The following is a 19,334-nucleotide window of genomic DNA, read 5'->3' as shown; positions in this document are numbered from 1 at the left end:
GGGCCGCGCGCTTCGTGCATGGGGTCGTCAGGTGCGGAGGGCCGCCACCAGGGCGGCCAGGGCGGGGTCCGCGGCGGTGGCGTCCAGGGCCTCGGTGAGGGTCGCGGTGTAGGTCGGGCCGGCCTTCGCCTGGACGGCGCGGCCCTCCTCGGTGATGACGGTGTAGACGCCGCGGCGGTCCTTGGGGCACATGGCGCGGCGGGTCAGGCCGGCGGCCTCCAGCCGGGCGACGAGGCGGCTGACCGAGCTCTGGTTGAGGCCGATGAGGTCGGCGAGCTCCTGCATCCGCAGCTCACCGTCGTCGGCGCGGGACAGCCGGCACAGGGCCCGGTACTCCGACAGGCCGATTCCGTGCTGTCGCTGCATCGCCTTGGTGAGCTGGTGCTCGACGCGTCCGTGCAGGGTCACGACGCCGTCCCAGAGCAGATCGTCCGCCGTGCCCGTCGTGGTGCCGCTCGCGCCTGCGCTCATCTCGCGCCCCCTCTTCTGTTGACACCACCTTACATGCAATGAGAATATCTGCATGTACATACAACTTCTCTGAAGCCGATGGAGGCCGATGATGACCAGCCCGCTGCTCCTTCCGTACGACGGGCCGCACCTGAAGCTCCCCAACCGGATCGCCATGGCGCCGATGACGCGGGGCAGGGCCGACGACGCGACCGGCGTCCCCCGTCCGCTGACCGCGGAGTACTACGCGCAGCGCGCCACCGCCGGGCTGATCGTCACCGAGGGGATCTGGCCGGACGTCATCGGCAAGGGCGGGCCCGGCATCCCCGGCCTGGTCGACGACGCGCAGGTCGACGGGTGGCGCGCCGTCACCGAGGCCGTCCACGCGGCGGGCGGGACGATCTTCGCCCAGCTCTGGCACGTCGGACGGATGACGCATCCACTCAACCTGCCCGGCGGCGCGACGCCGGTCGCCCCCTCGCCCGTCCGGATCGAGGGCGAGCCGATCTACACGTGCGAGGGCGACGTCGACCACGTCACGCCGCGCGCCATGACGACCGCCGAGGCGGAGGCCGCGGTCGCCGGCTTCGCCGCCGCGGCCCGCAACGCCGTCAGGGCCGGGTTCGACGGCGTCGAGGTGCACGGCGCGAACGGCTACCTCATCCAGCAGTTCCTCGCCGAGAACACCAACCGGCGCACCGACCGGTTCGGCGGCTCCCGTGCCGGGCGGCTGCGGTTCGCGCTCGACGTGGTGGAGGCCGTGGCCGCCGAGGTGGGGCCCGGACGGGTCGGGCTGCGCATCTCCCCGGACAACCCGGAGAACGAGATCGCCGAGCAGGACCCCCAGGGCACCTACCGGGCGCTCGTCGACACCCTCGACCCGCTCGGCCTCGCCTACCTGCACATCATCGAGCGCGGCGCCTACGGGGCGCTGGCCGATCTGCGTCCGCGCTGGTCGGGCACCCTGATCGGGAACTTCAACGGCCCCGAGCCCACCTCGCGGGAGGCCGGCGAACAGGCCGTCGCCGTGGGCCTGGCCGACCTCTTCTCGTTCGGACGGCTGTTCATTTCCAACCCCGACCTGCCCGCCCGCTTCGAGGGGGACGCGCCGCTCAACGCGCACGTCCCGGAACTCGTCTACGGCGGAGGCGCCGAAGGCTACGTCGACTACCCGGCCCTGGCGCCCCAGCGTTAGCCCGGCCCCGGCTCCGGCCCTGGGCCCCCGGTGTCAGGCCGCGCGGGTCGTCACGGGACGTCCCAGAAGGCGATCTCGTGACGCATGCCCTCCAGGAACAGACGCTCCGCGGTCTCGCGGTCGGCCCCGGACTCGTCGATCATCTGGGCGATGCGTCCGGTCAGCTCGGCGAAACCGGGATCGGCGTAGGTGTCGACCCAGCGGCGGTAGCGCGGCTCGGACGGCGGGTTCTCCGCCAGGCGGGCACCGAGCGTGGAATAGCCCCACATGCAGGGGTAGAGGGCGGCGAGACCGTCGGCGTACGCGGCGGCACTGTCCAGAAGGAACGACGTGTACGCGGCGCAGGCCGGGCCCTTCTTCGCACCGTCCAGATCGGCGGCGAAGCTCGCGGACAGCGACCTGTGCAGGTCGAGCTCGTCATGGAACGTCGCATAGGCGAGATCGACGAGATCACCGAGATGGGCGGCTGGGGCCTGCCAGGCCAGCCTGGAGAACACGCGCACGTAGTCGTGCAGGAAGAGGTAGTCCTGTTCCAGCCAGGAGCGGAACACCGCCTCGTCCAGGTTCCCTTGCGCGATGCCCACGACGGTGGGGTGCTTGAGCTGGTCGTCGACCAGCGGACGGCCGAGTTCTTCCAGATGCGCCGCGAGACTCATGCCCGCAAGTCTCGCATCGCCTCGACCCCGCCCCGGAAACGACCAGACCCCGCCGAGTCGTACGACCCGGCGGGGCCCTGGTCTTGCGGCCGGTGTGTGGGTCGCCTCTCGGCGAAAGGCACAACACGGCTCCAGCCGGACGGTATTCCGTGAAGGCAAAAGGTGAGGCCCGGGGACACCAGGCACACCGGCTGTCATGTGTAACCGACGGGCCCCCGGGATTGTTCCCGGCCCGTCAGACCGGTGAAGGTCCCCGTCCGCCGGACGGTGTGCCACCCCAGGCGCGCCCCCAGGAGCGCGGTGACGACGGACTGGACGACGACCAGGTACATGAGCTGCCGGTAGACGAACTGCTGGAGCGGCAGCGTCCACAGGGGACGGATCCGCTCGCCGTCCAGCCACAGGGCGTAGGCCCCGGCGGCGCTCTGGGCGGCGACGAAGACCGTCCATGTGAGGATGGGCACGGCCGGATCGAGGAAGAGCAGGCCGAACAGCGCGAACAGGTCGATGGCCGGCGCGAACAGCGGCAGCAGCACGTGGAACACGGTCAGGTACGGAAGGCAGCGGCGTCCGAACCTGCCCGAGCCGCCGCGTTCGACGACGGAGCGGCGGTGCTTCCACATCGCCTGCATCGTGCCGTAGCACCAGCGGTAGCGCTGCCTCCACAGCTGCCGCAGCGACGACGGCGTCTCCGTCCACGCCAGCGCCTTCTCCTCGTAGACGACGCGCAGGCCGGTACGGCAGATCGCCATGGTGAGGTCGGTGTCCTCGGCGAGGGTGTCGCCGGGGACGCCGCCGACCTCGGCCAGGACCGACCGCCGGAACGCCCCGATCGCGCCGGGCACGGTCGGCATGCAGCGCAGGACGTCGAACATCCGCCGGTCGAGGTTGAAGCCGATCACGTACTCGATGTGCTGCCAGCGTCCGAGGATGCCGCCGCGGTTGGCGACCTTGGTGTTGCCGCTGACCGCGCCCACCCGCGGGTCGGCGAGCGGCGCGACGAGGTGGCGGATCGTGTCGCGCTGGAAGACGGTGTCGCCGTCCACGAGCACCAGCACCTCGGCGCGGGCGACGGCGATCCCCGCGTTCAGCGCGCTGGGCTTGCCGCCGTTCGCCTTGCGGATCAGGTGGACGGAGGGCAGCCCGATCGAGTCGACGATCGCGGCGGTGCGGTCGAGGGACCCGTCGTCCACCACGATGACCTCGACGGTGCCCGGATAGTCGGTGTCCAGCAGCGAGGCGACCGTCGCGCCGATGCTCGCCTCCTCGTTGTAGGCGGGGACGACCACCGAGACGGGCGGGAACGGATCAGGCGGCATGCTTTCGTACCCTGGCGGCTCGCCGTACCCGGCTGGCCGGCCGTATCCGGACGGCTCGCCGTATCCGGACGGCTTGTATCCGGGCAACTTGTATCCGTACAGCGTCGGAGTGCCGGCCGCCCTGGAGCCGCCCCGTCGCCGGCGCGCCGGCGACCGGACCCGGCGCACGTGGACGTGCGCGAACAGCAGCATCAGCACGAGCCTCAGCACGTACAGAATCCCGGCCGCCCCGAACAGGACGCCCATCGTCCCGGTGAGGGCGGACGCGGTGTGCTGCGCGCCGACGAGCGTCCAGCCGGCGGCCCTCTCGTGCGCGGGCACCGGAACCTCGGCGGACGGCATGTTCAGCGCGTCAGTGAGCGTGGTGAAGCGGTAGCCCTTCGGCCGGAGCCGCTCGATGATCTGCTCGACCGCCGCGACGGTGGCGGACCGGTCGCCGCCCGAGTCGTGCAGCATCACCACGGCGCCCTCGCCGCGCTCACCGGCCGTCAGCGCGGCCTGCACGATCTTCGCGGTGCCGGGGCGCGCCCAGTCCTTGGTGTCGCGGTCGGTGAGGACCACGACGTACCCGTCCTCGCCCGCCCGCCGCGCCGCGCGCCACTCCGGCGCGGTCAGGCCGTCCGGACGGGACGAGTACGGCATCCGCATCAGCCTCGTATGGACTCCCGCCGCCCCGGCCAGGGCCCGCTGCGTGAGGTCGAGTTCGAGCTGCTGCCGCCACGCCGGCGCGGTCGCGAGGTCGACGTGCGTGTACGTGTGCGAGCCGATCTCGTGGCCCTCGCGGAGGATGCGGCGGGTCAGCCGGGGGTTCTCGGCCACGTGGGCGCCGATCGTGAAGAACGTGGCGTGGGCGCCGTGGCGCCGCATGACGTCCAGCAGCCGCGGCGTCCACGTCGGGTCGGGGCCGTCGTCGAAGGTCAGCGCGATCGTCTTCGGGGGCATGCGCCGGCTCTGCGGGGCGTCGCCGGTGAGGTTCACGACCGGTCCGCCGGAGGTGATCTCCGACGGCGCCGGGACGGGACGTTCCGGCACGTCCCGCGGCGCCTCGCCGACGACGCCGCGGGAGAAGCCGTCCAGCAGCAGGAGCACGGTCAGCAGGAGGCCGCCGAGCATCAGCAGGATCCAGTGGCCCCTGGGTTCACTGCGCCGGCCCGTCAACGGTCCTGCTTCTTACGCCCCCAGGCGGGCGGCTCCGCGGTCGACCTCCCCTTCCCCGGGTTGCTCGCGGTCGAGCCGGGCGTCGGCGCTGCCTGCGGGGCGGGCGCCGACGGTGCGGACGACGCGGAGGGGGCCGTCCGCGGCCCGCCTCCCGGGCCTCCGGCGGCCGGTCCTGTGGGCACGGGGCTCGCGTTCCGCTCCGGGCCCGCCGGTGGCACGACGGGGCCCGGGTCGGGCGACGGGTCGCTCCACGACGTCAGGGGAACGCTCGGCCCGGTCGTCATGCCGAGGCCGAGCGCGCCGAGGAACACGACGAGCACCGCCCCGGCGCCCAGGCCCAGCCGCCTCCCGAGCCGTGCCCGCCAACCGCTCGCGTCGACGAACACCGCCTCCGTCTGGACCGGTGTCTCGGGCCGCGTCGCACGCGGTGATCCACGCGGGGCCGCCGGTAGGGGATCAGTAACAGGTGGGATGCCCGTGATGAGCAATTCGTCCCGGTTTTGCGGGGTATTGCCGGTCATTTTCGTCCATCACTTCGTCCGGTGGGGAACGCCCGTGCGCGAGGGGCGGCGTGAACGCCCACTGCTTCAGCGCGAACAACCGCGTACGTGTCACACGACCGCCGGGTTCCCTGCACAATGGCCAGGATGGAACGGGCGGACGAGGAAGAACTCGGCCGTGCTCTGCGGGCGGCGCAGGACGGCGACGATGAGTCCTTCCGCATGCTTTACCGCGACGTCCAGCCCCGCCTGATCCGCTTCGCCGGCGCGCTCGTCGGCGCGGACGCCGAGGACGTGACCTCCGAGGCATGGCTGCAGATCGCCCGGGACCTGCCCTCGTTCCGCGGCGACCTCGACGGCTTCCGCGGCTGGACCGCGACGATCACCCGGCACCGGGCGCTGGACCACCTGCGCCGCAAGTCGCGCCGTCCCATGGGCGACCTTCCCGTCGAGGAACTGGTCACGATGGCCGCCGACGGCGACACCGAACTCGACGCCCTCACCGGTGTCGCCACCCAGGACGCGCTGAAGCTCATCAGCGGGCTCCCCCGCGACCAGGCCGAGGCGGTGCTCCTGCGCGTCGTCATGGGCCTGGACGCCAAGACGGCCGGCCGGGTCCTCGGCAAGCGCGCCGGCGCCGTGCGGACCGCCTCCTACCGCGGTCTGCGCCGCCTCGCCGAACTGCTGGGCCCGTCGCACGCGAACGCACCGTCCCCGCCGGAGTCCTCGAAAGCCCTGCCCTTCGTCCGCGGTGACAAAAGCGGCGGTACCGGCGCTGAAGGGGTGTCATGAGCGACCATCAGCGGGCCGGACGGCTCGACGAACGCACCCTTGAGGGCCTCCTCGACCTCGAAGGCGCGGACGCGCACGCCCGGCTCCACGGCCTTCTGTCCGCGGCCGCCGGCCCCGCCCGTCCAGAGGAACTCGCGGGTGAGGACGCCGCCGTCGCCGCCTTCCGAGCCGCCCCGCGTCCCGCACGGAAGTCCCGCATGGCCGCCCTGCGCCGCCTCCTCACGGTCAAGGCCCTGGTGCTGGTCGGCGGTTCGCTCATCCTGACCGGAGGGGCCGCCGCCGCGATCACCGGGAACATCCCGGGGCGGGAGGCGTCGCCCTCGCCGAGCACGACGCCGAGCGACCGCACGGGCACACGCCAGAACGAGACCCCGGCCACCCAGTTCGCACCGGGGATGCCGACAGGGCCACGGTCCTCGACGCCGCCGGGCGCGTCGCCCACGCCGGGCGCGTCCAAGAAGGGCAACAGCGCCTCGACACCGCCGGGGCAGCAGAAGGCGAAGCCGACTCCGCCGCAGAACACCAGGACGCCCCCGCGCGGCCCCGGCCCCGGCAACGGCTCGCCGCCACCGGACATCGGCCGCCCGCCCGACACGGGCACGACCCCCCGCACCGGAACCGGCGACAGCCGCCCCCCGACCGACATCAAGTCGGGCAACGGCGAGAACGGCGCCCCGGCCGGCGCCCCGACGGACTGACCGGGCCCCCGCACCGCCGGACGCCCGCCGCCGCTACAGGGCCGACGGCGCTAGAGGCCCGACGGCGCTACAGGCAGCCTTCGAACTGCGGAACGTCCACGTCCGACAGGTCCAGGCCCGACGAGCCGAACCACTTGTGCATGAACCTGGCCATCGTCCCGTCCTGGTACATCTGGGTGATCGCCGTGTTGAGCGCCTCGCACCCGTCCGGGTCGCCCTTCCGGATCGCGATGCCCGTCCGCCGCTCCCCGAAGCGGGAGTTCAGCAACCGGAAGTCCGCGCCCTGCCGCGTTTTCAACCCGGCCAGGATCGTGTCGTTCGTCGTGATGGCGTCGATCCGGCCGTCCCGCAGCATCGCCATGCACTCCCGGTAGGACCTCGCCGCCACCGGCACCGCCGCGACCTGCCGCTCCACGGTCACCGCCTCCGCCGCCCCGGACCCGGTGACGGCACAGATCCTGCGTCCCTCCAGATCCCGCACGTCGCGCACGTCGCGCTCGCCGCCCCGCACGAGGATGTCCTGGTACGACAGGAGGTACGGCCCCGCGAACGCCAGCCGCTGCTTCCACTCCGGCTCCAGCCAGAACGTCAGCACCATGTCGACCTTCCCGGTCCGGAGCAGTTCCTCGCGATCCGACGCCAGCGCCGGGACGAACCGGACCTTCTTCCCCATCCGCTTCGCGAGGTACCGCGACACGTCCACGTCCAGGCCCTCGAAGACGCCGTCCGTGCGCCGGAACCCGATCCCCGGAAGATCCGGCCGCACCCCGGCGACCAGCGTCGTCTTCTCGACGATCGACGCCTTCCCGGCGTCCCCGCATGCGGTCAGGGCGAGACAGCCGGCCAGGACCGAAGCGACCAGTCGCCGCATCCGCGGATCCCCCACTCCCGGAGCGCGGCCCTGGTCCCACCGAACAGGGAGCACCCGCCTACAAAGTCGCAGCCCGGCGATCATGCCTCCACCCTCCTGACCACAACCGGCCCGGCACCGGGCGGGCAACGCACACCATCGCAGGCGTCCGCCGGTCACACCGCGGCACGCGACGCACATCAACGGAAATCTCCCGCGGAATCGAGACGCTCCGATCTCACCCGCCGGGGGTCACCGGCGTCCACCCGTTTTCGCCCGGCCGGACGGAACATGGTCAGCCCCGCCGGGGCGCCGGACTGTCGGTGCCTCCGTCTAAGTTCGTGAACGTGGAGCTTGAGCTTGCGGGGCGGCGAGCCCTGGTGACGGCGAGCGGAGGCGGCATCGGCGCGGCGATCGCCGGACGGCTGGCGGCCGAGGGGTGCGCGGTACTGGTCCATGGCCGCGACGGGCCGCGCACCGAGGCGGTGGCGGAACGGCTGCGGGCGGCGGGCGGCACGGCCGAGACCGTCCTCGGTGACCTCACCGACGAGGGCGCCGCGTCCGAGGTGGCCCGGCACGCCGCGGCGTGGAACGTGGACGTGCTGGTCAACAACGCCGGCCCGGTTGCCGAACACGACTGGGAGGACGCCGAGCCCGAGGCGTGGCTGGCCGCGATGAACGGCAACGTCCTGTCGGCCGTCCGCCTGATCCAGGCTGTGCTGCCGGGAATGCGCGAGCGCGGCTGGGGCCGCGTGATCAACCTGGGCAGCCGTGCGGCGACCACCCCGCTGCCCAACCTCGTGGAGTACTCGGCGGCGAAGGCGGCGGTGGTCAACATGACGACGAGCCTGGCCCGGCACCTGACCGGCACCGGCATCACCGCCAACACCGTCAGCCCCGGCGTGATCGTCACCGCGGGGATGCGCAAGCTGTTCGAGGACGGCGCCGCCCGCCGGGGTTGGCCGCAGGCCTGGGACGAACTGGAGCCACTGGTGGCGGCCGAATACGCCCCCAATCCGACCGGCCGGCTAGGCACCGCCGACGACATCGCCGCCACGGTCACGTTCCTGGCCAGCCCGCTCGCCGGCTACATCAACGGGATCGACCTGCGCGTCGACGGCGGCATCGCCTCCGTCCCCTAGTCCGCTGATCCGCCGCCGCGCCCGTCGTGTCGACCGCACCTCTGCCGCCGCACTCACCCCGGCCGGGCGTTCGCCGCCCACCTGATCGCGGGCGGGTGACCGGGGAGCCGGCCGAGCAGTGCCGGCTCCCCGGGGGGCGTGGTCCGATTCGTCGGCACCGGCCCCGGGGCGCCGCCGCCGAGGATGCGGCGGCACTCCCGCTCGTTCCCGCGCCGGCGCCGGGCACCGGCCTCCCGGCCGTGATCGCGCGGGCGCTAGGCGGGGACGGTCCATTTCTGGTTGGCGCCGCCGGTGCAGGTCCATATCTGCAGCCGGGTTCCGTCGGCCGGGTTGTTTCCGGTCACGTCGAGGCATTTGCCGGCGTACGCGTTCACGAGGTCACCGGCGGCCGTGTGGGTCCACTGCTGGGACGCGCCGCCGTGGCAGTCCCACAGATGCGTCACCGCGCCGTCCGCCGTGCTGGGACCTGCCACGTCCAGGCACTTGCCCAGCGCCTGGAGGGAGCCGTCGGCGGCGGGCGTCCACTGCTGGGCGGCGGTGCCGTTGCACGTGTACAGCTGGACCGCCGTGCCGTTCGACGTCCCCGCGCCGGCGACGTCGACGCACTTGCCGGCCAGGCCGGTGATCTGGCCGGCGGCTCCACCGCCCGACTGCGTCCCCGACCAGGTGAACGTCGCCGACGTGCGGGCGGGCAGCGTGTAGGTGAAGGACTGGCCGCCCCAGACGACGCGGACCGACTGGGAGCCGGCGCCGCCGTTGTGGGCGATCAGTGCCTTGGAGCCGTCGGGGTTGACGTACGCGACGTTCTGCACGGTGTTGTTGCCGGTCGAGTCGATGCGGTGGGCGCCCGGCTTCACGAACTTGGTCAGGTGGCCCATCGTGTAGTACTCGACGGTGTAGTCCACCTGGCCTGCGCGGCTACCGCCCTCCTGGACGGTGACGAGGCCTGTGCAGGTGCCGCAGCCGCCGTTGTGCGGGCCCATGTTCTGGTTGAGCGCCAGACTCCACTTCACCTCCGCACTCGACCAGTTGCGGGCATGTTCGATGATGTCGCCCATGTCCTCGTTGTGCTGGTTCGAGACCCAGGTGCCGCCGGAATGCTCCGTGTTGAACTGCGTCATCGACGGATACTGGCCGTGGACCTGCGTGCCCACCGACGGGCTCCCGAAGTAGTCGTGCCACCCGATGCCGGCCGACAGCGGGTCGGTGCGCAGCGCGGAGTCGGCCACGATCTGCGACCCGAAACTCGCGTAGTCGCCGTAGTTCCAGTCGAAATGGATCACCTTGGTGTCGATCCCCGCGGCCCGGAACGCCGGGTACACGTGGTTCTTGGTGAACTCCACCAGCCCGGACGGATTCCATGACATGCCGGGGTAGTTCATGGCGGTCGGGTTGCCCGCCTGGCAGCAGTTCGGCTCGTTCTGTACCGAGATGTAGTCCACCGGCACACCGGCCGCCTCGTACGACTGGATGTACTTGACGAGGTACTGGGCGTACATGGGGTAGTACTCCCACTTCAGCCAGCCCATCTGGTCCATCCGGCCGTTGTCCTTCATCCAGCCCGGCGCGCTCCACGGGACGCCCTTGACCCGCAACTGCGGGTTGAGCCGCTTGGCCTGCTGGGTGAGCTGCCGCACATCGGCGTCGTATCCATTGGCGCCGAAGTCGCTCAGGTCGCAGCAGGTGTCGTCCAGTGAGACGTTGCCGGGCCGGGACAGGTCGGAGGCACCGATCGGGTTGCGCACGAACGACAGCCCGATGCCGTCGACCGGGTGGAACAGTTTCCGCATCACCTCGTCCCGGGTGGCGGCGCTGATCGGCCCGCCCCGGAACAGGTACGCGGTCGTGTCCGTGATGGACGCGCCGGCTCCGTCGAACCGCTGGTGGCGGACGTTCTCGTTGACCGTGATGGTGTGCTGGGCGGCGGGGCTGCCCGCCTCGAAGGCGACGGGGGCCTGCTGCTGAAGCCCGCGCGTCACGTTCCGTCCGCCGGAGTCGGACGTGGTCGTCAGATACACGTTCACGGTCTCGCCGGCGGCGAGTGCCGGCGGCACCGCGACACCGGTGGCGGCCGTCACCGCCGCCAGCCCGGCGGCGGCCAGGACCGTCCGGCGCCCACCACCCGGGCTGCGCCGGCCGGCACGCGGACTGGACCAGGCGCGCGGGCCGCGCCTGCCGACCGCGGACCTGCGGCCTCGGGCGCGCGGTGTGCGGGGGCTGCCGGTGTCGTCGCGCCGGGACGCCGGATCGGCGCCCGGCCGCACAGGTGGGGGGCTGCCTGCTGCGGGCATCGGTGCATCTCCTCGCTCGGGGTGGTCGCGGCGTCCGGGGACACCGCGATGGCCAGACCCCGGTCGCACCCCAGAGGAGGGCCACCGTCCTCGACGGGTCCGGGCACACGGACGTACCGCGTACCGGCCGATTGCTCGGACCGCTGCCGGACGCTGCCCGACATCGCGGCGGCGGTATCAGGAAGGAAACCTTGCGGTGAGCCCGCTGTCAATGTTTCCCCACCACTTTTTTTAAGCCTTAGCGAAACGCGAAGTGCGCCCGGCGTGTGAGCTGCGGAAGGTGCGGCGGTAGGTGTCGGGCGGCACACCGACCGTGCGGTTGAAGTGCCGGCGCAACGTCGCCCCGGTGCCCATGCCGGTCGCCGCCGCGATCGCCTCGACACTGTCGTCGGAGGTCTCCAGCAGTTCCTGGGCGCGGCGGATCCGCTGGGTCAGCAGCCACTGCAACGGGGTGGTACCGGTCACCGACCTGAAATGGCGGCCCAGGTTGCGCGAGCTCATCGCGGCCCGGCGGGCCAGATCCTCCACGGTCAGCGGACGGTCCAGCCGTTCGATCGCCCACGGGAACAGCTCCGCGAGCGGATGGTCGTCCTGTGCGGGCACCGGCGCGGTGACGAACTGGGCCTGGCCCCCGGCCCGGTGCGGCGGCACGACCAGACGGCGCGCGACCGCGTTCGCGACCGCCGAACCGCGGTCGAGGCGGACGAGGTGCAGGCACAGGTCCATCGCGGCGGCCTTGCCCGCCGAAGTGAGGACGCTGCCGCTGTCCACGTAGAGGACGTCCGGATCGACCTCCACCCGGGGATAGCGCGCGGCCAGCGCTTCGGTGTGCGCCCAGTGCGTGGTCGCGCGCCGCCCGTCCAGCAGCCCGGCGGCGGCCAGCACGAATGCGCCCGTGCAGAGGGCGGCCACGCGCGCACCCGCCCGGTGGGCCGCGCGCACCGCGTCGATGAGGTCGCCGGGCGGATCCACGTCGACATCGGCCCACGCCGGGACGATCACGGTGTCGGCGCTCGCCAGCCGGTCGAGCCCGTGGTCGGGCTCCAGCCTGAACATGCCGGCCCGGACGACGCCCGCCCCGCAGCCGACGAGGCTGTACCAGGGACCGTCCACGCCGTCCGGAGCGGTGCCGAACACCTCGAAGGCCACCGACAGCTCGAAGCTCAGCATCCCGTCGGCGACGGCGACCGCGACAGTGCCCATGTCCGGAATTGTACGAGGCATGGCGTTCCAGACACTCGTGCGGAACGACCGCCGCCGCCATGATCCCTGCAGTGGATCAACCGAGCACAACAGGAGAAACCATGGGATCGGGTCAGGCGGTCGCGGTGTTCGGCGCGTACGGGCACACCGGGCGCTTCGTGGTGGCGGAGCTGCGGGATCGCGGGTTCGTCCCGGTCCTGTCCGGCCGCGACGCCGGGAAGGTGGAAGCGCTGGCGGCGTCCTTCCCAGGGCTCGACGTCCGGTCCGCGTCGGCCGACGATCCCGCGTCGCTCGACCGCGCGCTGACCGGCACGGCGGCGGTCATCAACACCGCCGGCCCCTTCGCCGCGACCGCCGCCCCGGTGATCGAGGCGGCGCTGCGCGCCGGCATCCCTTACGTGGACGTGGCGGCGGAGATCGAGGCCAACGCCGACACGTTCGCCCACTTCGCGGACCGCGACGCCGGGGCCGTGATCGTCCCCGCGATGGCCTTCTTCGGCGGTCTCGGCGACCTGCTGGCCACCGCCGCGATGGGCGACTGGACGACCGCCGACGAGGCGCACGTCGCATACGCGCTGAGCAGCTGGCACCCCACCGCCGGGACACGCGCCGCGGGCACGGTCTCCCGGGAACGCCGGAACGGCCGCCGGGTCCGCTTCACCAACGGGAAGCTGGAGTACCACCAGGACGCTCTCCCGTCCCTGAAGTGGACGTTTCCCGAGCCGATGGGGGTACGGCCCGTCATCGGGGAGTTCAGCATGGCCGACGTCGTCACGATCCCCAGCCACCTGACCGTCCCCGAGCTGCGCTCGTACATGACGGTCGAGGCGGTCGAGGACCTGTCGGCCCCGGACACGCCGGCGCCGGCGGCGGCCGACGAACGCGGCCGCTCCGACCAGACGTTCCTCGTCGACGTCGTCGTCCGCTCCGGCGGCGCGGAACGTCGCGCCACCGCGAGCGGCCGGGACATCTACGCCATCACCGCGCCGCTCGCGGTGGAGGCGGTCCACCGCATCCTCACCGGCCAGACCAGGACGACCGGGGTCGCCTCCGCCGGGAAGATCTTCGACGCGCCCGACTTCCTCAACGCGCTGTCCGCACACCTCTCAGTCGACGTGCGTCACTAGACCGGGTGGGCGTCCGCGCGGTTCATTGCAGGACGTGGCGGAGCGTCGCGTCGGTCACCGAGCGGTAGTAGCAGGTGGGGCGGGCCTCTCCCGACGGAAGCGTCGTGTGACACGCGCCGCCGGTCGTCCGGTTCACCAGGTAGAGCAGCGAATTCTGCTCACAGTTGACGCGGACGTCCACCACCTCCAGGACGTCCCCCGACGTCGCGCCCTTGCGCCACAGCTCGTTGCGGGACGTCGACCACAGGACGGCGATCCCCTCGTCCAGCGTCGCCTTGAGCGCCTGGTCGTTCGCGTATCCGATGAACAGGACGTCCCCACTGCCCGCGTCCTGCAGGACCACGGGGACGACCCGCGCCCCGGTCGCCGCGACCCCGGCGAGCTTGTCGAAGTCCAGAGCGAGCCGGGTGCCTTCTTCGAGTTCATTCACCCGACCATCCTGCCCGCCCAACCACCCGACACCGTCCCCCGACACGTACCACCCACGCCCCCGCCCTCCATCACCACCCAACGCCCATCGCCATCACGGAAACAGACCCGCGCCGACCGACCCCCCACCCACCGGCAGGCCCCCGCGCCGCATCCCCACACTTCAGCACGAGCAACGACCTTGCCCCAGCACCCGGACACCGGTCGGCGACTCACCAAGCTCAGCAGACAAGCAACCCACCCACCACAAAGCGGCAACCCTGCTCCCCGAGCTCAGCCCAGCGGCCGAGCAACGGCGTGGCAGGCGCCGCGGCCTTCGGCGCGGGCGACGATCTTGGCGTCCCGGACCCGGACGGCGACCTCGGTGGCGTCGCCGACGGATGGGACGCCCGCGGCCGAGGCGACGCCACCCGTCTCATCGATGACCACGCGCAGCCGCGGCCACGCCGATCGCGGAAACGCCTGCCGCAGGCAGGTGCACACATCGGCGACGACGAGCCGTGCCAGCGGCCCGAGTTCTCCGGGGTCGCCGGTGACCAGGATGGCCGTGACCCAGGTGTCGGACGGCGCGGCTCGTACCGCCTCCTCCACGGCTTCGAGCCGGTGCAGTCCGAGGACGGTCACCACGCCGTCGTCGGTGAGCGGCACGGTCTCGTCGCGGACGACGTCGATCGCCGGTGGCGGGGACCACGGCTCGTCGACGGGGCGTGCCTGCGGCGCCCAGGGCAGGTGGGCGGGCGGCCAGCCGCCGTCCATGTCGAGGACGGCGAGCCGCTCGCAGACTGCGACGATGTCGAACGGGTCGGAGAAACCCGGCGCCACGGCGGCCATCTGGGTGGCGCCGTGCAGGGTGGTGAGCGCCGTCTCCGCGACACGCACGAGACGGTCACCGCGGTCCAGCCGTTCAAGGGCAAGCCCGAGCAGGATCGCGTCGAGCTTCATCAACTGGGCGAACGCCTGGCGGATTCGTTCCTCCGCGAGGATTTCCGGCATCAGGTCCGTGTCGATTCGGGCCGGGCCGCCGGTGCTGAGAGGGAGGCGGCCGACCCAGGCGCGGGCGAAGGAGCCGAGTGCTTCGGGCGTCGTCCGGCCGGCTCCGGGGGACGGGGCGGACGCCTGTTCTGCGAGGTCGGCCAGCACCGCGAAATACAGGGCGCGCTTGCCGGGGAAGTTGGAGTAGACGGCGCCCCGGGTCAGCCCCGCCCGCTCGGCGATTTCATCGATCTTGGCCTCGCGGAAACCGCGGTGAGCGAACTCGTCCTTGGCCGCGGCGAGGATGCGTGCGCGGTTGTGTTCCTGCATCTCCGCCCGGGTGCGCCGCTGCGTCATCGTTCCCTCGCTTCTGCCTTGCCGTCCGCGGCGCTCCAAGATACCGTCACCATCCAGATGTTAAGACCATATGATTGGAGCATCTGAGATGCCGGAGATCGACCTCACCGATGCCGACGTCATCCGGAACCCCTTCGCCGCCTACGGTCGCGTCCGCGAGGAGACCGCGCTGGCGCGGCTCCGGGTCCCCGGCCTCGACCCGTGGTGGGTCTTGACCCGCCACGAACAGGCGCGGGCGATGCTGAGCGACCCGCGCTTCGAGATCCGGGCCGACAGCTTCATGCGGCCCGACGTGCCGGACGACTGCCTCCCCTACATGCGGACGATGTCCGAGATGAACGGGCCTGAGCACGCCCGCATGCGCAAGCTGGTCGCGCCCGCCTTCACACCACGCCGGGCCGCAGACTTCCGACCGCGAATCGAGTCGATCGTCGAGGGACTCCTCGACACCGTGGAAGCGCACGCGGACGACGGGACGGTGGACCTGCTTCCAAACTTCACCCGTCCACTGCCCATGGACGTCATCTGCGAATGGGTCGGCGTCCCCGAGGAGGACCGCCCGCGATGGCGTGCATACGGCGCCACCGTCGCGGCGAGCGCCGGACCCGATTTCGCCAAGGCCATCCCCGGCATCATGGACGGCGCCAAGGCCGCGATCGCGCGTCGCCGCACAGAGCCCGGCGATGACCTGCTCGCCGACCTCATCGCCGCGCAAGCCGAGGACGGCGACCGCCTCACCGACGCGGAGATGGTCACCCTCGTCTGGCACCTCGTCATGGCCGGCCAGACACCCGCCAACCTCATCGCCAACGCCGTCCTCGCCGTGCTCACCCACCCCGACCAACTGGAAACGCTGCGGGAGGACCCCGACCTCATGCCCGGCGCCGTCGAGGAACTGATGCGCTGGTGCGGCCCGACGCTCTTGTCGATTCCGCGTTACGCGCGTGAGGACACCGAGCTCTGCGGCACGCGGATACGCGCGGGCGAGGCCGTCGTCGCCTCGATCGCCGCAGCCAACCGTGACCCGCGCGCCTTCAGCGACCCGGAGTCGCTCGACATCACACGTCCCAAGGGCGAGGCCGCACATCTGGGTTTCGCCCACGGGCCGCACTTCTGCCTGGGAGCCTCGATCGCCCGCGTCCAAACCCAGGTAGCGCTCACCACGCTTCTGCGCCGCTACCCCCGTCTGACGCTGGCGTCCGAGCCGGAGGAACTACGAGCCCCCGACCCCGGCACCTGGCGCCTCACCGCCCTACCCGTAACCCTCACCCCCTGACAGCACACCCCCACCACCCCCTACATCCCACCCCACCAGCCTGAGAGACACCGACCTGAGAGACACCAACCCGGCGAACGGGCATCCCTGTGCCTGCATGTGCCTGCGGCTCATCGCGGTGATTCGGCAGCGATCACCCGGAGGCGTATGTAGAGTACGAGCATGGGCTATGTAGAGTTCGAGCAACGCGGGAGTGGTTCGGGGCGATCCGGGGTGTTCGTCGCCTGGGAGTTGCTGGCGTGGCTGGGAATCGGGCTCGCCGCGACCGCGGCAGCCGTGCTCGCGGTGCTGATGCCGGCGGTGGCGAGGCCGGTCGGGGTGGGGGCGGCGGTGGCCGGATTGCTGCTGGCCGTGCGAAGCGGGACGCGGGGAAGGGGACCGCGTTGAGCCGGGGCCCGCGGATGACGATGCAGACTCAGATGGTGCTGCGCCAGGCGCTGCTGGAGCCGGGCCGGGAGTGGTACGGGCTGGAGATGGTGCAGGCCACCGAGTTGCCCACCGGCACTGTGTACCCGATCATCGCCCGGCTGGAACAGGCCGGATGGATCACGTCCCGCTGGGAAGAGCCCGGTGAGCAGCGTGACGCCGGCGCCCTCGGCCGCCCGCGCCGCCGCTATTACCAGCTCACCCAGGAGGGCGCCGAGAACGCCCGGCTCGCCCTGGCCAAGGCTCACGCCAACCGCGCCACCGCCCCCACGCCCTGGGACACCCTGCGCCCGCACGCCCCCGGAGCGACCCCATGAACCGACTTGCACCCCGCGACGACCTGGTCTGCCCCGACTGCGGGCATCGGGTCCGCGCCGATCGCTACTTCTGCGAGTCCTGCGGAGGGCAGCTCAACGGGGTGCGCCGAGATGGCGGCGCGCTGCAGGCCGCGTGCGCCTACCTCGCCGCGCTCGTGATCCCCGCCGCCAACGCGGCGGCGAACGCGGCGGACTCAGCGCGCACAGCGGCCCCGGCGGACGCGACACAGGCGGCGTCCGCGGAGGATGCGGCACGCGCGGTGGCCGCAGCTACGGACGCGGTGGCCGCGGTGCGCGCGGCGGCGGACGCGGCGGCTACGGCACGCACGTTGTCCGCGGCGGTGGACGCGGCCGCGAGGCGCGTGGCGGAGGGCACGACGGGCCCGGCGGCCGAGATGGACGCGGCGGACGCGGTGGCCGCAGCATGCGCGGCGGAGGCGGACGCGGTGGCCGCGGCGCGCGCGGCAGCGGGCGCCGCGGGCGTGGTGGCGTCGGCGGCGTCCTCGGTGTCCGGCGCGACAGCGGAGGCGATGAGCGCGGCGGGCGCGGCGGCTCGCGTGGCGGCGGACGCGGCGGTGGCCGCGGTGGTCGCGGCGGACGCGGTGCGGGCGGCCGCGGATACGGCGGCGTGGGCGCTGCAGGAAGCCGAGCGGGTTTTCACGATGGCGGCCGGCGATCAACCCCGCCCTCGCGCGATTTCCGGTGCGGCGCGGCCGCCGGGACGGTTGACGCGGCGGCTGCTGGCGGCCGGGTGCACGCTGCTGCCAGCCGGTGACCGGGGCCGCTACGCCGAAGAATGGCTGAGCCTGCTCACCGAGCTGCCCACCCGCCGGGCCCGAGCCCGGCACCTGCTGTCCATCCTGCACGGCGCGCCGCGCCAGGCCTGGACACTGCGCCGCCCGCTCAAACACGTCCCACCCGCCTGACCGGGCCCCGGGAGCGGACGCCGGACGACGACACGTAGCGCTCGATGGCGGACCGCATCCGGCTGTCCGTCCTCCCGCGCGCCTCGCTTAGCCCCATGTGGTCAGCGTGACGGCGAACGCGTCGCGCACGGCCTCGACGCCGTGCCCTGCCGGCGCCGGGCCCGTGCTTGGCGCAGCTTCGGCTGGTGCCTTCCATCCTGCGCGGCGTGCCCCGGCAGGCATTGACGCTGCGCCGCCCGCTCAACACGTCCCACCCGCCTGACCGGGTGGCTGGAGCGGGCGCTGGACGACGTGACATGGCGCTCGGCGGGCGGCTGCTGCGGATCTCCGGCGTGGGTGACAAGCAGCGGCTGGGGTACGTGCGCGGCGGGTCGCATCCGGCTGCCTGTCCTCCCCGCGCGCGCCTTGCCCAGGTCCACGGGTAGGGCGCGCGCCTCGCCCAGGCCCACGGGTAGGACCCGCGCGCCTCGCCCAGGCCCGCGGATAGGGCGCGCGCGCCTCGCCTAGGCCCGCAACCTTGCGTGCGGACTTGGGGTCGTGTTCGGAGCAGGGCGTCCGGGGGTGCGCCGTGGCTTCTAGTTGGGGGCCGGGGGTGGGGGGACGGCCAGGATCGACTGCACCGTCGCGATGACGACGCGGGCGGTTTCGTCTGGTTTCAGGCGTTCGGTGCGAATCTCTTCGGCGGCACCGTGGAGGACGTGCTGGATGACGCCGACCAGCCAGGTCATCGGCAGGTCCGTGCGGAAGGCGCCCTGTTCCTGACCCCGGCGGATGAGTTCTTCGACGCGCTCGGCGGGGGCGGTGTGCAGCTGGCGGATGCGTCCGGCCGGGAGGGTTCCCTGGGCCGCCGCCAACAGCGCCGTGGACTCCGCCACCAGGGACCAGCTGGAGTCGAGCAGCCGGGTCAGGGCGCCTCGTGCGTCACCGGTGAGGTCGACGGCCCCGAGCACCTCTTCACCCGCGCGCAGCGCGTCGGCCAGGGCGGCCTCGACCAGGTCCGCCCGGGTGCGGAAGTGGCCGTAGAGCGTCATCCGGCCCACTCCGGCGGCCTTGGCGATGTCGTCGATGCTCGCGGTCGGGTCTTTGCTGAGGCTCTCGCGCGCCGCGGAGACGATGCGGGCGATGCTGCGCTCGGCGTCCGCGCGCCGACGGCGGCCGGGAGTGGAAGTGGACATGCCAGCACCCTAACTCGTATGCCGATGTACGTGTTACTCTCCCCCTAGAACTCGTATTCCGTAGTACGAGTTAAG

At 72.4% G+C, this 19,334-nt stretch carries 19 protein-coding genes; 9 read left to right on the top strand and 10 right to left on the bottom strand.

The window, feature by feature from the left end; all coding sequences use genetic code 11:
• Positions 1-27: 27 nt before the first annotated feature.
• A complete protein-coding gene (locus AB0C35_RS11920) occupies positions 28-471 on the bottom strand; it encodes a MarR family transcriptional regulator (protein ID WP_358453552.1) in 444 nt (147 codons plus the stop codon).
• 91 nt (positions 472-562) lie between these two features.
• On the opposite strand from AB0C35_RS11920, the gene AB0C35_RS11915 reads away from it, so the two are divergent.
• The gene (locus AB0C35_RS11915; protein WP_358453549.1) at positions 563-1,645 is read left to right on the top strand and encodes an alkene reductase; all 1,083 of its coding nucleotides are present in this window, start codon (positions 563-565) and stop codon (positions 1,643-1,645) included.
• 50 nt (positions 1,646-1,695) lie between these two features.
• On the opposite strand, the gene AB0C35_RS11910 is transcribed toward AB0C35_RS11915, so the two are convergent.
• From AB0C35_RS11910 to AB0C35_RS11900, 3 genes are all read right to left on the bottom strand, one after another.
• Entirely contained in the window at positions 1,696-2,301 is a 606-nt protein-coding gene (locus AB0C35_RS11910) for a transcriptional regulator (RefSeq protein WP_358453546.1), read from the bottom strand.
• 194 nt (positions 2,302-2,495) lie between these two features.
• Entirely contained in the window at positions 2,496-4,778 is a 2,283-nt protein-coding gene (locus AB0C35_RS11905; RefSeq protein ID WP_358453543.1) for a glycosyltransferase, read from the bottom strand.
• Positions 4,775-5,164 (bottom strand): hypothetical protein, encoded by a 390-nt coding sequence (locus AB0C35_RS11900; protein ID WP_358453540.1) that lies wholly within the window; start codon positions 5,162-5,164, stop codon positions 4,775-4,777. The genes AB0C35_RS11905 and AB0C35_RS11900 overlap by 4 nt, the downstream gene beginning before the upstream one ends.
• Before the next feature lie 261 nt (positions 5,165-5,425).
• Here AB0C35_RS11900 and AB0C35_RS11895 point away from each other — a divergent pair, with 261 nt between their 5' ends.
• Positions 5,426-6,070: an RNA polymerase sigma factor gene (locus AB0C35_RS11895; RefSeq protein WP_358453537.1), complete on the top strand. Its 645-nt coding sequence runs from the start codon at positions 5,426-5,428 to the stop codon at positions 6,068-6,070.
• Positions 6,067-6,768, top strand: coding sequence for a hypothetical protein (locus tag AB0C35_RS11890; protein WP_358453534.1), 702 nt, complete (start codon positions 6,067-6,069; stop codon positions 6,766-6,768). Before AB0C35_RS11895 ends, AB0C35_RS11890 begins: the two co-directional genes overlap by 4 nt.
• A 67-nt stretch (positions 6,769-6,835) precedes the next feature.
• On the opposite strand, the gene AB0C35_RS11885 is transcribed toward AB0C35_RS11890, so the two are convergent.
• Entirely contained in the window at positions 6,836-7,639 is an 804-nt protein-coding gene (locus AB0C35_RS11885) for a transporter substrate-binding domain-containing protein (RefSeq protein WP_358453531.1), read from the bottom strand.
• Positions 7,640-7,965: 326 nt separating this feature from the next.
• Here AB0C35_RS11885 and AB0C35_RS11880 point away from each other — a divergent pair, with 326 nt between their 5' ends.
• Positions 7,966-8,760, top strand: coding sequence for an SDR family oxidoreductase (locus AB0C35_RS11880; protein ID WP_358453529.1), 795 nt, complete (start codon positions 7,966-7,968; stop codon positions 8,758-8,760).
• Between the two features lie 254 nt (positions 8,761-9,014).
• On the opposite strand, the gene AB0C35_RS11875 is transcribed toward AB0C35_RS11880, so the two are convergent.
• Positions 9,015-11,051, bottom strand: a complete 2,037-nt coding sequence (locus tag AB0C35_RS11875) for a ricin-type beta-trefoil lectin domain protein (RefSeq protein WP_358453526.1) — start codon at positions 11,049-11,051, stop codon at positions 9,015-9,017.
• A gap of 231 nt (positions 11,052-11,282) precedes the next feature.
• Positions 11,283-12,254 carry a helix-turn-helix domain-containing protein gene (locus AB0C35_RS11870; protein WP_358453523.1) on the bottom strand — a complete coding sequence of 324 codons (972 nt, stop codon included), beginning with the start codon at positions 12,252-12,254 and terminating at the stop codon, positions 11,283-11,285.
• Positions 12,255-12,355: 101 nt separating this feature from the next.
• Here AB0C35_RS11870 and AB0C35_RS11865 point away from each other — a divergent pair, with 101 nt between their 5' ends.
• Positions 12,356-13,381 carry a saccharopine dehydrogenase NADP-binding domain-containing protein gene (locus AB0C35_RS11865; protein ID WP_358453520.1) on the top strand — a complete coding sequence of 342 codons (1,026 nt, stop codon included), beginning with the start codon at positions 12,356-12,358 and terminating at the stop codon, positions 13,379-13,381.
• A 22-nt stretch (positions 13,382-13,403) separates the two neighbouring features.
• Here the strand turns inward: AB0C35_RS11865 and AB0C35_RS11860 are convergent, their stop codons facing one another.
• A complete protein-coding gene (locus AB0C35_RS11860) occupies positions 13,404-13,811 on the bottom strand; it encodes a phosphoribosyl-AMP cyclohydrolase (protein WP_358453518.1) in 408 nt (135 codons plus the stop codon).
• Between the two features lie 272 nt (positions 13,812-14,083).
• Complete coding sequence (locus AB0C35_RS11855) at positions 14,084-15,139, bottom strand: TetR/AcrR family transcriptional regulator (protein ID WP_358453515.1); 1,056 nt, start codon at positions 15,137-15,139, stop codon at positions 14,084-14,086.
• An 88-nt stretch (positions 15,140-15,227) separates the two neighbouring features.
• On the opposite strand from AB0C35_RS11855, the gene AB0C35_RS11850 reads away from it, so the two are divergent.
• The 4 genes from AB0C35_RS11850 to AB0C35_RS11835 all read left to right on the top strand — a co-directional run bounded on the left by AB0C35_RS11850 (position 15,228) and on the right by AB0C35_RS11835 (position 18,084).
• Complete coding sequence (locus tag AB0C35_RS11850; RefSeq protein ID WP_358453513.1) at positions 15,228-16,415, top strand: cytochrome P450; 1,188 nt, start codon at positions 15,228-15,230, stop codon at positions 16,413-16,415.
• A gap of 162 nt (positions 16,416-16,577) precedes the next feature.
• The gene (locus AB0C35_RS11845; RefSeq protein ID WP_358453511.1) at positions 16,578-16,802 is read left to right on the top strand and encodes a hypothetical protein; all 225 of its coding nucleotides are present in this window, start codon (positions 16,578-16,580) and stop codon (positions 16,800-16,802) included.
• A gap of 14 nt (positions 16,803-16,816) precedes the next feature.
• The gene (locus AB0C35_RS11840) at positions 16,817-17,158 is read left to right on the top strand and encodes a helix-turn-helix transcriptional regulator (RefSeq protein ID WP_358453509.1); all 342 of its coding nucleotides are present in this window, start codon (positions 16,817-16,819) and stop codon (positions 17,156-17,158) included.
• Positions 17,155-18,084, top strand: coding sequence for a zinc ribbon domain-containing protein (locus tag AB0C35_RS11835; protein ID WP_358453507.1), 930 nt, complete (start codon positions 17,155-17,157; stop codon positions 18,082-18,084). The genes AB0C35_RS11840 and AB0C35_RS11835 overlap by 4 nt, the downstream gene beginning before the upstream one ends.
• 575 nt (positions 18,085-18,659) lie before the next feature.
• On the opposite strand, the gene AB0C35_RS11830 is transcribed toward AB0C35_RS11835, so the two are convergent.
• Complete coding sequence (locus AB0C35_RS11830; RefSeq protein ID WP_358453505.1) at positions 18,660-19,259, bottom strand: TetR/AcrR family transcriptional regulator; 600 nt, start codon at positions 19,257-19,259, stop codon at positions 18,660-18,662.
• Positions 19,260-19,334: the final 75 nt, after the last annotated feature.

It is taken from the genome of Spirillospora sp. NPDC048819, assembly GCF_040650055.1.
GTDB lineage: Bacteria > Actinomycetota > Actinomycetes > Streptosporangiales > Streptosporangiaceae > Spirillospora.
This window is presented reverse-complemented; position numbering and strand designations above follow the sequence as displayed.